At 68.9% G+C, this 18,168-nt stretch carries 17 protein-coding genes; 3 read left to right on the top strand and 14 right to left on the bottom strand.

Features of this window, described 5'->3' with window-relative positions:
• Positions 1 to 15 precede the first annotated feature (15 nt).
• The 3 genes from ACWEVR_RS14505 to ACWEVR_RS14495 all read right to left on the bottom strand — a co-directional run bounded on the left by ACWEVR_RS14505 (position 16) and on the right by ACWEVR_RS14495 (position 4,096).
• Positions 16 to 2,289 carry a polyribonucleotide nucleotidyltransferase gene (locus tag ACWEVR_RS14505; protein WP_452467322.1) on the bottom strand — a complete coding sequence of 758 codons (2,274 nt, stop codon included), beginning with the start codon at positions 2,287 to 2,289 and terminating at the stop codon, positions 16 to 18.
• Positions 2,290 to 2,697: 408 nt separating this feature from the next.
• Positions 2,698 to 2,967, bottom strand: coding sequence for a 30S ribosomal protein S15 (gene rpsO, locus ACWEVR_RS14500; RefSeq protein WP_067492627.1), 270 nt, complete (start codon positions 2,965 to 2,967; stop codon positions 2,698 to 2,700).
• 160 nt (positions 2,968 to 3,127) lie between these two features.
• Positions 3,128 to 4,096 carry a bifunctional riboflavin kinase/FAD synthetase gene (locus tag ACWEVR_RS14495; RefSeq protein ID WP_452467321.1) on the bottom strand — a complete coding sequence of 323 codons (969 nt, stop codon included), beginning with the start codon at positions 4,094 to 4,096 and terminating at the stop codon, positions 3,128 to 3,130.
• A gap of 89 nt (positions 4,097 to 4,185) precedes the next feature.
• On the opposite strand from ACWEVR_RS14495, the gene ACWEVR_RS14490 reads away from it, so the two are divergent.
• Positions 4,186 to 4,914 carry a metal-dependent transcriptional regulator gene (locus ACWEVR_RS14490; RefSeq protein WP_067636417.1) on the top strand — a complete coding sequence of 243 codons (729 nt, stop codon included), beginning with the start codon at positions 4,186 to 4,188 and terminating at the stop codon, positions 4,912 to 4,914.
• Here ACWEVR_RS14490 and ACWEVR_RS14485 read toward each other — a convergent pair whose 3' ends face one another.
• Positions 4,915 to 5,709: a hypothetical protein gene (locus ACWEVR_RS14485; RefSeq protein WP_452467320.1), complete on the bottom strand. Its 795-nt coding sequence runs from the start codon at positions 5,707 to 5,709 to the stop codon at positions 4,915 to 4,917.
• Between the two features lie 169 nt (positions 5,710 to 5,878).
• Positions 5,879 to 6,214, bottom strand: coding sequence for a TetR-like C-terminal domain-containing protein (locus tag ACWEVR_RS14480; RefSeq protein ID WP_452467388.1), 336 nt, complete (start codon positions 6,212 to 6,214; stop codon positions 5,879 to 5,881).
• A 141-nt stretch (positions 6,215 to 6,355) separates the two neighbouring features.
• Here ACWEVR_RS14480 and ACWEVR_RS14475 point away from each other — a divergent pair, with 141 nt between their 5' ends.
• Positions 6,356 to 6,664 (top strand): nitroreductase/quinone reductase family protein, encoded by a 309-nt coding sequence (locus ACWEVR_RS14475; protein WP_452467319.1) that lies wholly within the window; start codon positions 6,356 to 6,358, stop codon positions 6,662 to 6,664.
• 25 nt (positions 6,665 to 6,689) lie between these two features.
• Here ACWEVR_RS14475 and truB read toward each other — a convergent pair whose 3' ends face one another.
• From truB to ACWEVR_RS14460, 3 genes are read right to left on the bottom strand one after another with little or no spacing between them, the layout of a single operon-like run.
• Positions 6,690 to 7,616 (bottom strand): tRNA pseudouridine(55) synthase TruB, encoded by a 927-nt coding sequence (gene truB, locus ACWEVR_RS14470; RefSeq protein ID WP_067636421.1) that lies wholly within the window; start codon positions 7,614 to 7,616, stop codon positions 6,690 to 6,692.
• Positions 7,616 to 8,287, bottom strand: coding sequence for a 4'-phosphopantetheinyl transferase Npt (gene npt, locus ACWEVR_RS14465; protein ID WP_452467318.1), 672 nt, complete (start codon positions 8,285 to 8,287; stop codon positions 7,616 to 7,618). The genes truB and npt overlap by 1 nt, the downstream gene beginning before the upstream one ends.
• A 47-nt stretch (positions 8,288 to 8,334) precedes the next feature.
• On the bottom strand, positions 8,335 to 9,291 hold the full coding sequence (locus tag ACWEVR_RS14460) for a metallophosphoesterase family protein (RefSeq protein ID WP_157104763.1): 957 nt from the start codon (positions 9,289 to 9,291) through the stop codon (positions 8,335 to 8,337).
• Positions 9,292 to 9,442: 151 nt separating this feature from the next.
• Between ACWEVR_RS14460 and ACWEVR_RS14455 the strand changes: the two genes are divergently transcribed.
• The gene (locus ACWEVR_RS14455) at positions 9,443 to 10,333 is read left to right on the top strand and encodes a TerD family protein (protein ID WP_452467317.1); all 891 of its coding nucleotides are present in this window, start codon (positions 9,443 to 9,445) and stop codon (positions 10,331 to 10,333) included.
• A 37-nt stretch (positions 10,334 to 10,370) separates the two neighbouring features.
• Here the strand turns inward: ACWEVR_RS14455 and ACWEVR_RS14450 are convergent, their stop codons facing one another.
• The 6 genes from ACWEVR_RS14450 to infB form a co-directional block, all read right to left on the bottom strand.
• On the bottom strand, positions 10,371 to 11,525 hold the full coding sequence (locus ACWEVR_RS14450; protein ID WP_452467316.1) for a lipase family protein: 1,155 nt from the start codon (positions 11,523 to 11,525) through the stop codon (positions 10,371 to 10,373).
• A 120-nt stretch (positions 11,526 to 11,645) separates the two neighbouring features.
• Positions 11,646 to 12,974 (bottom strand): MATE family efflux transporter, encoded by a 1,329-nt coding sequence (locus ACWEVR_RS14445; protein WP_452467387.1) that lies wholly within the window; start codon positions 12,972 to 12,974, stop codon positions 11,646 to 11,648.
• Positions 12,975 to 13,244: 270 nt separating this feature from the next.
• On the bottom strand, positions 13,245 to 14,243 hold the full coding sequence (locus ACWEVR_RS14440) for a DHH family phosphoesterase (RefSeq protein ID WP_452467315.1): 999 nt from the start codon (positions 14,241 to 14,243) through the stop codon (positions 13,245 to 13,247).
• A 9-nt stretch (positions 14,244 to 14,252) separates the two neighbouring features.
• Positions 14,253 to 14,699, bottom strand: a complete 447-nt coding sequence (gene rbfA / locus ACWEVR_RS14435) for a 30S ribosome-binding factor RbfA (protein WP_067492603.1) — start codon at positions 14,697 to 14,699, stop codon at positions 14,253 to 14,255.
• A gap of 52 nt (positions 14,700 to 14,751) precedes the next feature.
• Positions 14,752 to 15,045, bottom strand: coding sequence for a DUF503 domain-containing protein (locus ACWEVR_RS14430; RefSeq protein ID WP_067492601.1), 294 nt, complete (start codon positions 15,043 to 15,045; stop codon positions 14,752 to 14,754).
• An 88-nt stretch (positions 15,046 to 15,133) separates the two neighbouring features.
• Complete coding sequence (gene infB / locus ACWEVR_RS14425; RefSeq protein WP_452467314.1) at positions 15,134 to 18,109, bottom strand: translation initiation factor IF-2; 2,976 nt, start codon at positions 18,107 to 18,109, stop codon at positions 15,134 to 15,136.
• Positions 18,110 to 18,168 lie beyond the last annotated feature (59 nt).

Below are 18,168 nucleotides of genomic sequence, written 5' to 3'. Positions count from 1 at the left end.
CGCGGTGCCTGAGAGTTACTCGGCGGCGGCGTCCTCGGTGTCGGCCGACTCGGCGGGCGCGGCGGCCTCGTCCTCGACCGGGACCAGCGAGATCTTGCCGCGGTTGTCGATATCGGCGATCTCCACGCGCAGCTTGTCGCCGACGTTGACCACGTCCTCGACCTTGGCCACGCGCTTGCCGTTGCCCAGCTTGGAGATGTGCACCAGACCGTCGCGGCCCGGCAGCAGCGAGACGAACGCGCCGAAGGCGGTGGTCTTGACGACCGTGCCCAGGAAGCGCTCGCCCACCTTGGGCAGCTGCGGGTTGGCGATGGCGTTGATCATGTCGATCGCGGCCTGGGCCGACGGCCCGTCGGTCGCACCGACGAACACGGTGCCGTCATCCTCGATGGAGATGTTGGCGCCGGTTTCCTCGGTGATCTGGTTGATCATCTTGCCCTTGGGGCCGATGACCTCACCGATCTTGTCGACCGGGATCTTGATCGCGGTGACGCGCGGGGCGTACGGGCTCATCTCGTCCGGGGTGGCGATGGCCTCGGCCATCACGTCCAGGATGGTGGTGCGGGCGTCGTGCGCCTGGTTCAGCGCACCGGCCAGCACCTGCGAGGGGATGCCGTCGAGCTTGGTGTCGAGCTGCAGGGCGGTGACGAAGTCACGGGTACCGGCGACCTTGAAGTCCATGTCGCCGAAGGCATCCTCGGCGCCGAGGATGTCGGTGAGGGCCACGTAGCGGACCTCGTCGACACCCTGGTCGTTGGTGATGGTGTCCGACACCAGGCCCATGGCGATACCCGCGACCGGCGCCTTCAGCGGCACACCGGCGTTGAGCAGCGACAGGGTCGAGGCACACACCGAACCCATCGAGGTGGAGCCGTTGGAGCCCAGTGCCTCCGAGACCTGACGGATGGCGTAGGGGAACTCCTCCTGCGAGGGCAGCACCGGCATCAGCGCGCGCTCGGCCAGGGCGCCGTGACCGATCTCGCGACGCTTCGGCGAACCGACGCGACCAGTCTCGCCGGTGGAGAACGGCGGGAAGTTGTAGTGGTGCATGTAGCGCTTGGAGGTCTCCGGGCCGAGCGAGTCGACCTGCTGAGCCATCTTCACCATGTCGAGGGTGGTGACGCCCATGATCTGGGTCTCGCCACGCTCGAACAGCGCCGAACCGTGGGCGCGCGGGATCACGTCGACCTCGGCGGACAGCTCACGGATGTCGGCCAGGCCGCGACCGTCGATGCGGAAGCCGTCGGTCAGGATGCGCTGGCGGACCAGCTTCTTGGTGACCGAGCGGAACGCGGCACCCAGCTCCTTCTCGCGACCGGCGAAGTCCTCACCGAGACGCGACAGCACCTCGACCTTGATCTCATCGATCTTGGCTTCGCGAGCCTGCTTGTCGGCGATGCTCAGCGCCTGGTTCAGCTCGACCTTGGAGGTGCCCTCGACCGCCTCGAACACGTCGGGGCCGTACGGCGGGAAGAGCGGGAACTCCTGGGTGGGCTTGGCGGCCAGCGCGGCCAGGTCGGCCTGGGCGCGGACCAGGCGCGCGATGAACGGCTTGGCGGCTTCCAGACCCTCGGCGACCACGGCCTCGGTCGGCGCCTGGGCACCGTCGGCGATCAGGTCGATCACCTTGTCGGTGGCCTCGGCCTCGACCATCATGATGGCGACATCACCGGTGTCGGTGACACGGCCCGCGACGACCATGTCGAACACGGCGCCCTCGAGCTGCTCGACGGTCGGGAACGCCACCCACTGGCCGCTGATCAGGGCCACGCGCACGCCACCGATCGGACCCGAGAACGGGATGCCCGACAGCTGGGTGGACGCCGAGGCGCCGTTGATGGCCAGCACGTCGTAGAGATCCTGCGGGTCCAGGCTCAGCACGGTGACCACGACCTGGATCTCGTTGCGCAGACCGTCGATGAAGGTCGGGCGCAGCGGGCGGTCGATCAGGCGGCAGGTCAGGATCGCGTCGGTGGAGGGACGGCCCTCGCGACGGAAGAACGAGCCGGGGATGCGGCCCGCGGCGTACATGCGCTCTTCGACGTCCACCGTCAGCGGGAAGAAGTCGAACTGGTCCTTGGGGTGCTTACCGGCGGTGGTCGCCGACAGCAGCATGGTCTCGTCGTCCAGGTAGGCGACGACGGAGCCGGCGGCCTGCTTGGCCAGACGGCCGGTCTCGAAGCGGATGGTGCGGGTGCCGAAGCTACCGTTGTCGATCAGCGCGACCGATTCGAAAACACCGGGCTCTACCTCGACCGCAGTCGATGCACGTTCAGTTGTCTGCGTCATATTTCTCTCTCGACCTCTCGTCTCGCCGGTTCGCGCGGCCGATGCCAGGCGTACTCGCCTGATGGGCGCGAGCCAGCTTTTCGTCAGCCGTACCGGACACGGACACGCGACAACCCTCCTGGCTGTCACGCGCAGCACCCGGCCGTATCCCCTTGGCTGAAACACTCCACAAAGGGGGCGACGCGGAGGCGATCATCGATCGAAGCCCGACGGCGGTAGAACATCGCCTGCCGAAAGGCCACTACCGAAGACCGACGCCACGTGGACGGATGCATACGGCTGTCACATGTTGTAGTGCACCCGGAAACCCCATGGTCTCCGAATACACGAATAGCCAACAGAAAGAAGTGTACTTCTTCCTGTTGGCTACTCGCCGACCGCCTCAGCGTGGAGGCGTGTCGTAGCAGATCAGCGGCGCAGGCCGAGACGCTCGATGAGCGAACGGTAGCGGTTGATGTCCTTGGCCTGCAGGTACTTCGACAGGCGACGACGACGACCGATCAGGGCCAGCAGGCCGTGGCGGGTGTGGTGATCGTGCTTGTGCTGCTTGAGGTGCTCGGTCAGGTCCGAGATCCGCTTCGACAGCAGCGCGATCTGCGCCTCCGGCGAACCGGTGTCCTTCTCGTGCAGGCCGTACTCGGCCAGGATGGCCGACTTCTGCTCAGTGGTCAGCGCCATGTGGCTCGACTCCTATTTTTCAGTTCCGCGCTCGAATGTCCGGTCACCCGGGATGGGCGCCACCGCGGACCGCAGCAAACCCGAGGAGCCACTTTACGTGACCGACCGGGCCATGTTAAATCCGGCCTTTACCTGACCAGCGGAAGCGGCCTGGTCGCGGTCAGACCTCGGCGGCGGTGAGCACCTTGCGGGCAGCCTCGACGTCGCGGCCCATGGCCTCGACCAGCTCGTCGATGGACTCGAACTTGCGCATCCCGCGCAACTGTTCGACGAAGTCGACCGCCACGTGCTGGCCGTACAGATCGGCCTCACCGTCGAGGACATAGGCCTCGACCGTGCGCGAGCGCCCGGAGAAGGTGGGGTTGGTGCCCACCGAGATCGCCGCCATCGCCCGCTCGCCCGCCTCGACCGTGCCGATCGTCGGACCGGCACCGAGCACGGTGAACCAGCCCGCGTACACGCCGTCGGCGGGAATCGCGGCGTGCATCGGCGGGGCGACGTTGGCGGTCGGGAAACCGAGTCCACGTCCACGACCGTCGCCGTGCACGACCACGCCCTCCACGCGGTGCGGGCGGCCGAGCGCCTCGGCGGCCGCGGCCATGTCGCCCGCGTCGACGCAGGCGCGGATGTAGGTGGAGGAGAAGGTGACGGCGTGCTCACCGAGCAGGGTCACCCCGTCGACCTCGAAACCGAAACGCGCACCGAGCTCACGCATGGTGTCGACGGTGCCCGCGGCCTTCTTGCCGAAAGTGAAGTTGTCGCCGACCACGACCTCGGTGACGTGCAACCGCTCCACGAGCAGGTCGTGCACGTAACCGGAGGGGGTGAGCTTCATGAATTCCTGGGTGAACGGCATCACGCAGAACACGTCGATGCCGAGTTCCTCGGCCAGTTCCGCCCGCCGGGTGAGGGTGGTGAGCTGGGCCGGATGCGAACCGGGGCGCACCACTTCCATCGGGTGCGGGTCGAACGTCATCAGGACCGCGGGCACGCCACGCTTTTTCGCCGCGGCCACCGCACGGCTGATGAGCTGCGCGTGTCCACGATGTACCCCGTCGAACACGCCGATCGTGAGGACGCAACGTCCCCAGTCCGCGGGCACGTCGTCGAGACTTCGCCATCTCTGCACAGAGCGAAGCCTACGCAAAGCGGTGCGCGAACAGAATTCCGGTGTGATGCGATCGTGGCCGGTTCGCCGATGTGTGATTCGGGCCAGGGATGCCTAACATTGACAACGTGCCAGGTAAACGAGAGGCCGGACTCGAGGTCACCGCTACGATCGCGCCCGAGCTGTCGGCGGTGGCACAGGACTATCTGAAGGTCATCTGGACCGCGCAGGAGTGGTCGCAGGAGAAGGTGTCCACCAAGCTGCTCGCCGAGCGCATCGGCGTGTCGGCCTCCACCGTGTCGGAGGCGGTGCGCAAGCTCGCCGACCAGGGCCTGGTCGAGCACGCCCGCTACGGCGCGATCACGTTGACCGACCACGGCCGTCGCGCCGCCGTGGCCATGGTGCGCCGTCACCGCCTCATCGAGACCTTCCTGGTGAACGAGCTCGGCTACGGCTGGGACGAGGTGCACGACGAGGCCGAGGTCCTCGAGCACGCGGTGTCGGAACTGCTGGTGTCGCGCATCGACGCGAAACTCGGCCACCCCGACCGTGATCCGCACGGCGACCCCATCCCCTCGGTCGACGGCGCCGTCCCCACACCCCCGGCCCGCCGCCTCAGCGACTTCGCCGCGGGCGAATCCGGCCGCGTCGCCCGCATCTCCGACTCCGACCCCGAGATGTTGCGCTACTTCGACTCCGTCGGCATCGCGCTCGACACCCCCATCGAGGTAGCCGAACGCCGCGACTTCGCCGGCACCATCGCCGTCCGCATCGCCACCGCCGACTCCCCCACCGAACTAGGAACCCTTGCGGCCGAAGCCATCTGGTTGACCGCCTGATCAGCAGGTGAAGTAGGGGTGGAGCCGGGCCGGGACGCCGTCGGATTCGGCGGTGGCCCAGCAGGTTTCGTGGGGGAACAGGACGTAGGTTGTCCAGGTGCCGTCGACGCGGCGGATGATGCGCTGGTTGTCGCCGGGGGTGGCGAAGCGGATGACGGCCCAGGTTCCGTCGCAGTCGATGACGGCGGCGTTGTCGAGCATGCCGAGGTCGGCGGAGATGCCGTCGGGGTGGCAGGGGCCCGCGGTGTCCTGGAAGCGCAGCAGGCCGTCGACGGTTGAGCCGGCGGTGGTGAGGAAGGCCGAATGCATGCCCTCCGGAACGGGATTCGTCCCGGCGGGGGCGGTCAGGCCGAAGTAGTAGCAGCCGACGGGCACGGTGAAGACGGCCCGGCCGTCGCCGTCGGTCACGGCGTCGAGCCGCTGGGTCTCGGTGGTCTCGCCTACCGGGATGTCGTGGCCCGCCGGGTTACACGGTTCCTGACGCGAAAGGTGCACCGGCACATCAGGAACCGCGACACCCGACACTGTTTCGGTGCGCAGCACGATGGTTCCCGTCGCCGGTGTCGGCGGCGGACTCGGCCGAGCAGCGGTGGTACGCGTGGCGGACAACCCCGTCGTCGCCTCGATCGGACCCACGGTGATCGCCGCATCGGGCGGCGTCGCCACCGGCGGTTGGGCCAGAGTGGACGGCACGCGCGAAGAATTCACCACCCGAGGCTCGTCGGACGCACATCCGGCAAGCAGGACCATCGCCCCGGCGACAATGCCGATCCAGGCTTTCCGTACCGCACCCATGGTCCACCTCTACGACGCCGTCGGCTATATACCGAGGCTATCGAGCGAGGTCGTCGACCTGTTAGCCGTCGTCCAGAGGCCATGACACAGCCGAAATCAGTCACCGAGGCCCTGCGGCGCAAGACTATGACGCAGTCGGAGCTCCGAACGACCGTGCGATCCCGCAGAATTAATCAGCGGCGCATTCGGCCAAGGTGGCAGCGAGCTGGGCTGCCAGTTCAGCCGTCAGCGGCGCGCGGCGCACACCCAAGCGGTACCAGAGCACTCCGAATGCCTGATCGATCAGAAGTTCCGTATCGGTACCGTCGGCGAGTTCGCCGCGATCGCGGGCACGGTCGAAGATACGGCGCAAGGCGGCGCGGCGGGTCTCGGCGAAGCCCGCGAGCAGCCGGGACGTCTCCGGATCACGTCGTGCGTCGGCAAGAATCGCGCACAGCAGATGGTGAGCGGGTGGCGTCGACGCGGCGAGGAAGGTCGCTCGCAGAAACGTGTCGAGGTTCTCCAGCAGGTTTCACCGGACGGTTCGCGGACTTCGGCGCCCGCCCACGCGCTCAGTGCGTCGAGCAGCAGCACCCCGCGAGAGGGCCACCAACGGTAGATCGTCTGCTTGCCGACACCTGCCGCGGCGGCGATCTCGGTCATGGTGATGTCGGTGCCGTCGGCGGCGGCAAGCAGAGCAGGCACGGCATCCAGAATCGCCGGCTCGACGTTCTGGATGGTCAGTGATCACGGACGCGACTCGGCCTACGTCCGCAATATCGATGCCGACCCCCGTGTACGCCTCCAACTACGATCCCGCTGGTACACGGGGACAGCTCGACCGCTCCCCGACGACGACGCGCGCGCCCGGCTGCGGCAATTGCCCCGGATCAACAGTGCGATGGTTCGCCTGCTCGGTACGAACCTGCTCACCATCCGGATCGACCTGGACTCCACCGGCGAGCCCGATCGCTGACCCATCTGCGACGACAGCGCCGAAGTCAGTCGCCGATCCCCTGGGGGCGGACGACCATGACCGAGGCGGCGCGTTTGCCGCTCTCCTCGAGGAGGGCGATGGCCCGGCCGGTGGGGTCGATAGCCGCGTAGACGCCCTTGATGCCGACGGGGTCGAGCCAGCGGCCGTTGCGCAGGTCGTTCGCCTGGGCTTCGTCGATGTCGCGGTGCGGGAAGGCGGTGCGGACGGCGGTGTCGATATCGAGGCTGAGCAATGGTTGCTCCGCTTCGGCCGCGGCGGCCAGTTCGTCCAGGGTGCGGGCGTGTTCGAGGGTGAAGGGGCCGACCCTGGTGCGGCGCAACGCGGTGAGGTGGCCGCCGACGCCGAGGGCGGCGCCGAGGTCGCGGGCGAGGGCGCGGATGTAGGTGCCCGAGGAGCAGTCGACCTCCACGTCGAGGTCGACGAAGTCGCCGGATTCGCGACGGGCGAGGACGTCGAAGCGGGAGACGGTCACCGGGCGGGCGGCCAGTTGTACGTCCTCGCCCGCACGGGCGCGGGCGTAGGCGCGTTCGCCGTCGATCTTGATGGCGCTGACGGTCGCCGGCACCTGCTGGATGTCGCCGGTGAGCGCGGCGACCCCCGCGGCGATGTCGGCGTCGGTGACGTGCAGTGCGGGTGTCGTCGCGACCACCTCGCCTTCGGCGTCGTCGGTGATCGTCGACTGGCCGAGGCGGATCGTCGCGGTGTACGCCTTGGAGGTGAGGATCAGCTGGCCGAGCAGTTTCGTCGCCCGCTCGACGCCGAGCACCAGCACCCCGGTCGCCATCGGGTCGAGGGTGCCCGCATGGCCGACCTTCTTGGTGCGCAACAGTTTCCGGCTGCGCGCCACCACGTCGTGGCTGGTCCAGCCGCCGTCCTTGTCCACGATCACCAACCCGCCGAGCGGGTCGACGGCCGGAGTACGCGCCGCCATCAGCCGTGCGCGATCGCGGTCAGGATCAGCCCGTCGGCGATCATCCAACGTCCGTCGAACGTGGTCAGCGGGATTCCGCCGTCGGTGGTGAGACCGGGGACGAGCAGCTTGGTGTGGAACGTCCCGGTGGCGGAATCGGCTGTCCGGGAATCGATCTCGAAGGTGATGTGGGCGTCCTCGAAACCGAGCCAGCGCAGGGTCAGCGGGAACCACGCCTTGTAGGTCGCCTCCTTGGCGCAGAACAGCAACCGGTCCAGGTGCAGCCCGTCATCGGGTGTGCCCGCGAGCCACTCACGTTCGGCGGGCAGGCTCACCGAATCGAGCACGCCCTCGGGCAGCGGACCGTGCGGCTCGGCGTCGATACCGACCGAACGGAACCGCAGCGCGTGCGCGAGGGCGGCGGCACGGTACCCGTCGCAATGGGTGAGGCTGCCGACGACACCGCGCGGGAACAGCGGCATACCGCGTTCACCCTTGCCGATCGCGACCGGCGGCTCACCGAGTTCCTCGAGCGCCACTCGTGCGCAGTGCCGGGCACCGATGAAATCTCGACGGCGCTTCTCCACCGACTTCGCGATGAGGTGCTCTTCGGCGGGATGCGCCTTCAGGTCCTCCGGGTACGCCAGCAGTTCCGAGGTAGCAACCCCCGACGGCAACAGTTTCTCAATCATCGGAGAACAGCCTAATCGGTGCGTGCTGGAGGACCGCCCGGCCTGGTTCAGATGCCTCGGCGCCGATCCGCCTTCGCGCGCATCTCCTCCGCCGCCGCTTCCATTTCCGGGGTGACGGTGAAGTGGCCGCCCCAGGCGTTGAGGTCGCCTTCGGCGTAGACCGGTTCGGGCAGGATCTGGCGCAGCAGGGGGTCGGGCATACCGCGGCGCTTCCATTCGCGCGGGTAGCCGAGCGACACCTCTTCGAAGCGGACACCGTCGTAATGGGTGGTGCGCGGGATGTGGAGGTGGCCGTACACCGAGCAGACCACGTTGTAGCTGGTGTGCCAGTCGGCGGTGAGGTCGGTGCCGCACCACAGGGAGAACTCGGGGTAGAAGAGGATGTCGGTGGGCTGGCGGACCAGCGGGAAGTGATTGATCATCACCAGCGGGGTGTCCGGCGCCAGGGCGTCGAGCCGACGCTGGGTGTACTGCACGCGGGCGTGGCACCAGGCGTCGCGGGTGAGGTAAGGGTCCGGGTGGAGCAGGAATTCGTCGGTGGCGACCACATTGCGTTCCCGTGCCACCGCGAGCGCCTCGGCCTTGGTGCTGGTTCCGGCGGGCCGCCACGAGTAGTCGTAGAGCAGGAACATCGGGGCGAGCGTGACGCTGCCGCCGAACTTCTCCGCACCCGGCCCGTTCCACACCGGGAACGGATCCTCCGGGGTGAGGACATCGAGGTCACGGCACATCGCCACCAGGTAGTCGTAGCGGGCAGCGCCGTGCATCTGCACCGGGTCTTTCGGTGTGGTCCACAGTTCGTGGTTGCCCGGCACCCAGATCACCTTGGCGAAGCGGGCGCGCAGCAACTCGAGCGCCCACCGCACCTCCTCGGCCTTCTCCCCCACGTCACCGGCGACGATCAGCCAGTCCTCCGGCGAGTCGGGCCGGATCTGCTCGACGATCGGCTTGTTGCCCTGGTGCCCCACGTGCACATCGCTGACCGCCCACAACTTCGGATTCACCTGTCCACAGTGACACATCGGCCGTCGACCGGCCCATCCCCGTCGGTCACGGGCATCCGGGTTCTTCGCAACACAGCCTGCCGACGCCGCGTGCAACGGTTAGGCTTTTCGCACATGGCGTTGTGCCACAAGAGCTTCGGGGGATCTGGTGTTGTTGGCAAAAGGGGGCAACTGTGTGCTGTCCGGCGGGCGTGTCGAGGTCCGGGTCGGTGTGGTCGACGGCCCGCCGCCGCGGGTGCTGGCGGTAGGTCTCGATGCCGACGGTCGCCTGCGCGACGGCCGCGACCTGGTGGTTCCCGGCGCGGACCCGTCTGTTGACGGTGCCGTCGAAGTCACGGAGGGTTCGGTGCGAATCGATCCCGCCCTGGTCGGCGCCGGTATCACGCGGGTCGTCGTGGCCGCGGCCACGGGCAGGCAAGGGTTCGCGGGCACCGAGGTGCGCAGCGTTGTGAGCGGCGACGGCGAGGAGTTCGTCGCCGTGAGCAGCGGATTCACGGCCGAGACGCTGATCAGGACGGTGGAGCTCTACCGTCATCAGGGTCGGTGGAAACTTCGCCACCTCGGCGACGGCTATGCCGACGGGATCACCGGCCTCGCGCGCGACATAGGACTAGAGCTGCCGCCGGCGCTTCAGGCGGAGCCGTCGACGCCCGCACTGCAGGCCGAGCCGACGCCACCGAGACCGTACGCCGAGCCGACGCCACCGAGGCCGCCCGTCCCGGTCGCGCGCGCATCGGCCGCCGCCGAGAGGTCGACTCCGGCGATGAGGGTGATGGGTTTCGTCATCGGTATCGCGATCATGGTGTTCTTCGGCGGTATCGCCTTCATGAGCATGACCGAGGACGATTCCGGCGTCCGCTGCGGTACCGAGGTCATGGACGCCGACGACATCTGCGTCACCAACAACTCGGCCCGCCACAACCGTGACGAACAGGAAGACATCAACGAGCGAGGCGACATATTCGGCTTCCTCTGCCTGGTCCCGCTCGCGCTGGTCGGCGGCGCCATCGCCGTGGGCTCACTGATGAAGGACCCCGACTAGCTCTCGCGTCCCGCCGGTTCACTCGGCCGGGACGAGGTCAGGCCAATAATTCGTCGACGAAGTCGAGCACACGATCACGCGATTCCACGCCGATCTCCTCGTGGCCGCCCGGGTACTGGGCGAACTCCACGTCGGTACCCGCCGCCCGCATGCGCGACAGCAGTGCGAGGGTCATCGGCAGCGGGACGACCATGTCGGTGGCACCGTGCGCGATGAGGATCGGCTGCCGGTAACCGACGGTCGGCACCACCATGTAGTCGCGCAGCGCCGCGCCGATGCCGCCCTCGGTGATCGGCCGGGCCAGCAGCGACCCGAGCGAGGCGGTGCCCGCCGCACGATCGAACTCGCGCACACAGCTGGTCGAGATCGCATCGACCACCTGGCGGCCTCGCTCGGTGAGCGCGCCGTTCACGTCGAGGTCCGGGCGGGCGGCGCGCAGCCCGGCGAGCATGCCCGCGAACGGGCCGACCAGCCGGTCGACGACCGGAAGATTCGGGACGCCGGGGCCCAGCCGGGACAGGATCTCCTCGAAATGGGATTCCGGTGCCAAGGCCACGGTCCCCCGGAAGTCGAGTTCGGGGGCGTAATCGGCGGCGAGGTTGCCGGTGGCCAGCGCGGCGTGTCCGCCCTGGGAACCACCGACCACGGCCCATGCGCGCGACAAGCCGGGCTCGGCTGCCCGGGCGGCGCGCACCAGGTCGATGGTTGCGGTCGCCTCGGTGCGTGTGTGCAGGTACGGGTGCACGGTGTTCGCGCCGGCCGACAGCCCGAGATAGTCGGGAGCTACCACGGCCCAGCCACGGTCGAGGAACGACTGCAGCAGCGAATGCTCGTGCGCCGCTTTGGAAGTGGTGAGCCCGCAGTGCGGCGCGAGGCCACTGGTGCCGTGGTCCCAGGCGACGACCGGGTATCCGCCTTCCGGGGCGGGGGTGTCCGGAAGCAGCAGCAGCCCTGCCGAATTCGTGGTTCCGCCGGTGACCGCCTCGGTGCTGTATTCGACGATCGAGGCCCGCGACCATTCGCCCCACCCGGCGGGCTGAACGGTGCGCGACACCAGCCGACCCGGTGTCTCGGGTGCCGCCTGCGCCGACGCGGGCAGTCCGACGATCACCGCGACCTGCACGAAGACCACAGCGAGGATCACCCGCCCGGTCTTCGAAATCCACTCGTGCACTCCGGTTTCGCCTTCCATGTCTGGTCCAGGTCGTCCACCCGACGGTAGGTCATCGGCGACGAACCGGCACTACCCACATTTGCGCCGACGAACCGAATTCGGCTCGAAACGCCCGCCCCGGCTCGACTGATCGGACAGCTAGGCGGCTTCGCGTGGGAGTTCGGCGCCGACCTTGGCCCAGCGTCCGGATCGGGCACGAGCGACGACCGCGAGGAGCCGGGCGAGCATGAAGACGACCAAACCGGTCCAGATTCCCGCGACGCCCCAGTCGAAGACCAGGGACAACCAGATCAGGGGCAGGAATCCGCCGAGGGCCGCCGCGAGGGTGGCGGTGCGCAGGAAGGCCGCGTCGCCCGCACCGAGGAGGACACCGTCGAGACCGAAGACGACGCCCGCGACCGGGATCATGGCGACGAAGAACCACCAGATCACGTGGGTGCGGTCGAGTACTGCCGCGTCGTCGGTGAACAGCAGTGGCAGTACGCCGGCACCGGCGGCGAAGATTCCGGCGAGGACCAGTCCGAATATCCCCGACCAGGTGGTGACGCGCCGGGCGATGCCCTTCGCACCCCGGGCGTTACCCGCGCCGAGCGCCGCACCGACCAGGGTCTGGGCGGCGATGGCCAGCGAATCCAGGGTCAGGGCGAGGAAATTCCACAGTTGCAGCACCAGTTGGTGGGCGGCGACCGAGGCGGCGCCGAAGCGGGCCGCGACGGCGGCGGCCGATACGAAACACACCTGGAACGACAGACTGCGCACGATGAGGTCGCGGCCGAGGACCAGTTGGGCGCGCATCACCGACGGGCGTGGTCGCAACGAAACCCGTTCCCGCAGCAAGGCGTAACCGAACAGTGCCCCCGATACCGACTGGCCGACGAGGTTGGCCACCGCAGATCCGGCCAGCTCCATCCGTGGCGCGCCGAGTAATCCGTACACCAGAACCGGGCACAGCACAGCTGAAAGAGCCAGGCCGGCAACGACATACAGCAGTGGTCGCCGAACGTCCTGCACGCCGCGCATCCACCCGTTGCCCGCCATGGACAGCAGGATCAACGGCACTCCGAAGAGTGCGATCCGCACCCAGGTGAGGGCTTCGTCGGCGATATCCCCACCGCCGGCGAGTACCGAACACAGTGGGCCCGCGAACAGCTGGATCACCGCGAGGATCACGATGCCGATCCCGACGCCGACCCAACTGGCCTGCACACCCTCTTCGACCGCCCCCGCGCGGTCGCCCGCACCGTTGCGCCGAGCCGCCCGCGCCGTCGTCCCGTAGGACAGGAACGTCAGCTGCGTGCTCACCGTCCCCAGAATCACCCCGCCGACGGCGAGCCCCGCCAACGCCAGCGCCCCGAGCCGCCCGACCACCGCGATATCGAACAGCAGATACAGGGGTTCCGCGACCAGCACACCGAGCGTCGGCACCGCGATGCCGAGAATCCGCCGGGGCCCGGCGTTCTCGATCATCGCGTCGTCATCGTTGGACACCGTCGACCCCACACCAACCTCCCGCCACCCGCATCCGATCCGCCGATACTGGCACAGACAACCGACAGGTCGACGCGACGCCGAGGATTACCGCGTCCGCTGGACGGGAGCACACGGCGCGTCTGAGCCGCCCTGCCGCCGCTGTCCCGGCGGAATCCCTGGCAGGCATGCGATCGGCGGCACCGGGCGATCGTCGACGATGGTCGACCGAATCCGACGTTCGGCCAGGTCAGCGGCGCGCAGGTCCGCTCAGCCGAGTTCACCGACCAAAGCGCGGACCACCGATTCGGCGCTGCCGTAGGTCGTGTATCCCGCCGCGAATCGGTGTCCCCCGCCGCCGAACCGGCTCGCGATCGCCGCCACGTCGACACCGTCGGAAACACCGGGGGCCGAGTCGCGCGAACGCAGCGAGACCGTCCAGCGGTCGTTCTGCCCGCGCGCCTCCTTGAAGACGACGGCGATCCCCGCCTCGGCGGTCGTGCGGATGACGTCGATGACGCTCTCCACTTCCTCGGGCCCCACCTCGTGCGTGTCGGCCGCACGGACCAGTGCATACACCAGCCCGACGCCCGCCGCACCGGGCACGACCACCGCCGAGGACAACACCTTCGACAACATCGGTAACCACGTGAAGGGGTGGGTGTCGAGCAGGGACCGGGTGATTTCGGAACCGTCGATGCCGGTGGCGAGCAGCCGCTCGGCCAACGCGTGGCTGCCCGGCCTGGCCCAGCGGAACGAACCGGTGTCGGTGACCAGGCCCGCGAACAGGCAGTGCGCGATGGCGGCGTCGATCGGCACGCCCCACGCGTCGAGCAGGCGGGTGACCAGCTCGGTGGTCGAGGCCGCCGTCTCGTCGATCAGATCCACCGTGCCGAACCCGTCGTTGGCGCGGTGATGGTCGATCACCAGAGTCGTTGCCGCACCGGATAATCGGTCGGCGAGCGCACCGAGGCGGCTGCGGGCGCCGCAGTCGACGACCACCAGCAGGTCGACCTCGTGCGGAACCTGCGCGGGCGCGACGAGATGCTGCCCGCCGGGCAGGGTACGCAGCGAGGCGGGCAGCTCGGCCGGTTCGGCGAACGAGACGCACACCGGCACGCCGCGGCGGTCGAGAGCCAGCGCCAAGGCCAGCCCGCTGCCGACCGTGTCGGCATCGGGCTGCACATGGCACAGGACGGTCACCGAACGGGCGGCCGCCAGCAATGCGACGGCGGCACCCAGTTCGGTCCCGTCCCGGACACTGGTCACGCGGGTGCCCTACTCGTCCTCGTCGTCGCGTTCGGACTTGTACGGGTCGGCGTCACCGGCGTGCTTGGCGTTGGCTGCCACCTTGGCCACCTCGTCGTCGATGGCGCGAGCCCTGGCCAGCAGCTCTTCCATCTCGCGCGCCGCGTCGGGCACCTTGTCCAGGCTGAACGACAGGATCGGGGTGAACTTCACGCCCGTCCCCGCGCCGACCTTGGACCGCAGTACCCCCTTGGCCGCGTCGAGACCTGCGGCGGCCGCCGCGTAATCGGGTTCGGCGTCGAGCGTCTCGCCCATCACCGTGTAGTAAATCGTCGCCTCGCGCAGATCGCCGGTCACCTTGGCGTCGGTGACGGTGACGAACCGCAGCCGCGGATCCTTGATCTCGTACTCGATCGCGGTGGCCACGATCGCGGAAATCCGCTTGGCGAGTCGGCGAGCCCTGGCTTGATCCACCATGGGGACACTCCTCTCATAGGCAGGCACCGGGCTGTGACACCCGGGCTGCCTGTCAGTCTTCGGGTCCGAAGATCCGGCGGCGTACTGCCAGCAACTCTATCTCCGGACGCGCGGCAACGTGCCGCTCACATTTGTCGAGCACCTCGTTGAGATGTCCCGTTTCCGCACTGACCATGGCCACCCCGAGCAGCGCACGGCGGTGCAGGTCCTGATCACCAGCCTCGGCGGCATTCACGGCGAAGCGTTTCTGCAGCTCGGCGAGGATCGGCCGGATCACCGACCGCTTCTCCTTGAGCGAATGCACGTCACCGAGCAGTAGATCGAATTCGAGCGCACCGATGTACAGCGGTGCTCACCTCCTGGTAGATGGTTTGCACGCATACCACACGCCGCACCCGAGGATTCGGATGCGGCGTGTGGAACGGTGTGCGATATCAGTCGCGCGGCTTCTCGCGCAGCTCGTACGCCTCGATGATGTCGCCGTCCTTGATGTCGCTGTAGGTCACGGTCATACCGCACTCGAAACCTTCGCGCACCTCGGTGGCGTCGTCCTTCTCCCGCTTGAGCGAGGAGATGGTCATCGTCTCCGCGATCACCCGGCCGTCACGGATCAGGCGCGCCTTGGCGTTGCGCTTGACCGAACCGCTGGTGACCATGCAGCCGGCGATGTTGCCGACCTTCGACGAACGGAAGATCGCGCGGATCTCCGCCCGGCCCAGCTCGACCTCTTCGTAGATCGGCTTGAGCATGCCCTTGAGGGCCTTCTCGATCTCGTCGATGGCCTGGTAGATCACCGAGTAGTACCGGATGTCGACGCCCTCACGGTTGGCGAGCTCGGTGGCCTTGCCCTCCGCACGGACGTTGAAGCCGATGATGATCGCGTTCGAGGCCGACGCCAGGTTGACGTTGGTCTCGGTGACGCCACCGACACCGCGGTCGATGACGCGCAGGCGCACCTCGTCGTCGATCTCGATACCGAGCAGGGCCTCTTCGAGGGCCTCGACGGTACCGGAGTTGTCGCCCTTGAGGATCAGGTTGAGCTCCGAAGTCTCCTTCAGGGCGGCATCCAGATCTTCCAGGCTGATCCGCTTGCGGCTGCGTGCGGCGAGCGCGTTGCGCTTGCGTGCGTTGCGGCGGTCGGCGATCTGACGGGCGATGCGGTCTTCCTCGACCACGATCAGGTTGTCACCGGCGCCGGGCACCGAGGTGAAACCGATGACCTGCACCGGGCGCGACGGGAGCGCCGCGTGGACGTCCTCGCCGTGCTCGTCGACCATGCGGCGCACGCGACCGTAGGCGTCGCCCGCCACGATCGAGTCGCCGACACGCAGGGTGCCGCGCTGGATGAGCACGGTGGCCACCGGGCCACGACCGCGGTCGAGGTGCGCCTCGATGGCGACACCCTGGGCGTCCATGTCCGGGTTGGCCCGCAGGTCGAGCGAGGCATCCGCGGTCAGCAGCACCGCTTCGAGCAGCGCGTCGATGTTGGTGCCCTGCTTGGCCGAGATGTCGACGAACATGGTGTCGCCACCGTATTCCTCGGTCACCAGGCCGTATTCGGTCAGCTGCTGCCGGATCTTGTCCGGGTTCGCGCCTTCCTTGTCGATCTTGTTGACCGCCACCACGATCGGCACGTCGGCCGCCTGGGCGTGGTTGATCGCTTCCACCGTCTGCGGCATGACGCCGTCGTCGGCCGCGACCACGAGGATCGCGATGTCGGTGGCCTTCGCACCACGGGCACGCATGGCGGTGAACGCCTCGTGACCCGGGGTGTCGATGAAGGTGATCAGGCGCTCTTCGTCGTTCAGGTTCGTCAGCACCTGGTAGGCACCGATGTGCTGGGTGATGCCACCGGCCTCGCCCTCACGGACGTTGGCCTTACGGATCGTGTCCAGCAGTCGGGTCTTACCGTGGTCGACGTGACCCATGACGGTCACCACCGGCGGACGCTGCTCGAGGTCTTCCTCGGTGCCCGCGTCCTCGCCGTAGGTGAGGTCGAACGAGGAGAGGAGCTCGCGGTCCTCGTCCTCGGGGCTGACCACGTGGACGACGTAGTTCATCTCGCTGCCGAGCAGCTCGAGGGTCTCGTCGTTCACCGACTGGGTCGCGGTGACCATCTCGCCGAGGTTGAACAGGGCCTGCACGAGTGCGGCCGGGTTCGCGTCGATCTTCTCGGCGAAGTCCGACAGCGAGGCACCACGGGCGAGACGGATGATCTCGCCGTTGCCACGGGGCAGACGCACGCCGCCGACGGCGGGAGCCTGCATGTTCTCGTACTCGGCGCGCTTCGCCCGCTTCGACTTGCGGCCACGGCGAACTGCGCCACCGGGACGACCGAAGGCGCCTGCGGCACCACCACGGCCACCGGGACCACCGGGACGACCGCCGCCGCCACCGGGGCGACCACGGAAACCACCGGCCGCGGGAGCACCGGCACCGGGAGCGCCGGGGGCACCGCCACCGCCACCGCGGTAGCCGCCACCGCCGCCACCACCGGGACGGCCTGCGCCGCCACCGGGGGCGCCGCCGGGACGACCCGGACGGCCACCGGCCGCGGGGCCGGGACGTGCGGAACGAGCGGGCATGGCGCCGGGGTTCGGACGCGGCGGCATCGAGCCCGGGTTGGGGCGCGGACCACCGGGACGCGGGGCACCGCCCTGCGCGGCGGCCGGACGCGGACCACCCTGGCCCTGACCGGGGCGGGGACCGCCCTGACCGGGAGCCGGACGCGGGCCACCCTGACCGGGAGCCGGACGGGGACCGCCCTGACCCGGCGTCGGGCGAGGACCGCCCTGCGGGGCGGGACGCGGCGCCGGACGCTCACGATCGGGAGCGGAGCTGAACGGGTTGTTGCCGACCCGGGGGGTCTTCGGGCCGGGCTTCGGGCCGGGACCGGCCGGACGCGGGGCCTGAGCACCCGGTGCGGGGGTACCCGGACGCGGCTGCTGCGGCGCCTGACCGGCCTGACCCGGACGCGGGGCGCCGGGGGTCGGACGCGGGCCGGGAGCCGGTGCGTTGGCCGGCTTGGCCGGTGCGCTCTGCGCGGCGGCGGGCGTCGGCTTGGCGGCCGGAGCCGGCTTCACCTCGGGCGCCGGAGCCGGAGCGGGTGCGGGAGTCGCGGCGGCGGCGGGCGCCGGAGCCGGACGCGGGCCCGGACGGGGACCACCGGGGGTGGGCTTGGCGGCCGGACGGGCCGCCGACGACGGACCCGGACGGGCCGCCGGCTTCGCGTCGGCCGCCGGAGCGGACTTCGACGCGAGTGATTCGCGCAGACGACGTGCGACGGGTGCTTCCACCGTCGAGGACGCCGACTTCACGAACTCGCCTTGCTCCTTGAGCTTCGCGAGTAGTTCCTTGCTTGTGACACCGAGTTCCTTGGCCAACTCGTGCACGCGGGCCTTGCCTGCCACTGCTCTCCTCACTGAGAGGTCGAGCAGTGACGCCGCCTAGGTAAGGCGGGCCCGCACGA

It is taken from the genome of Nocardia sp. NPDC003979 (genome assembly GCF_053605015.1).
This window is presented reverse-complemented; position numbering and strand designations above follow the sequence as displayed.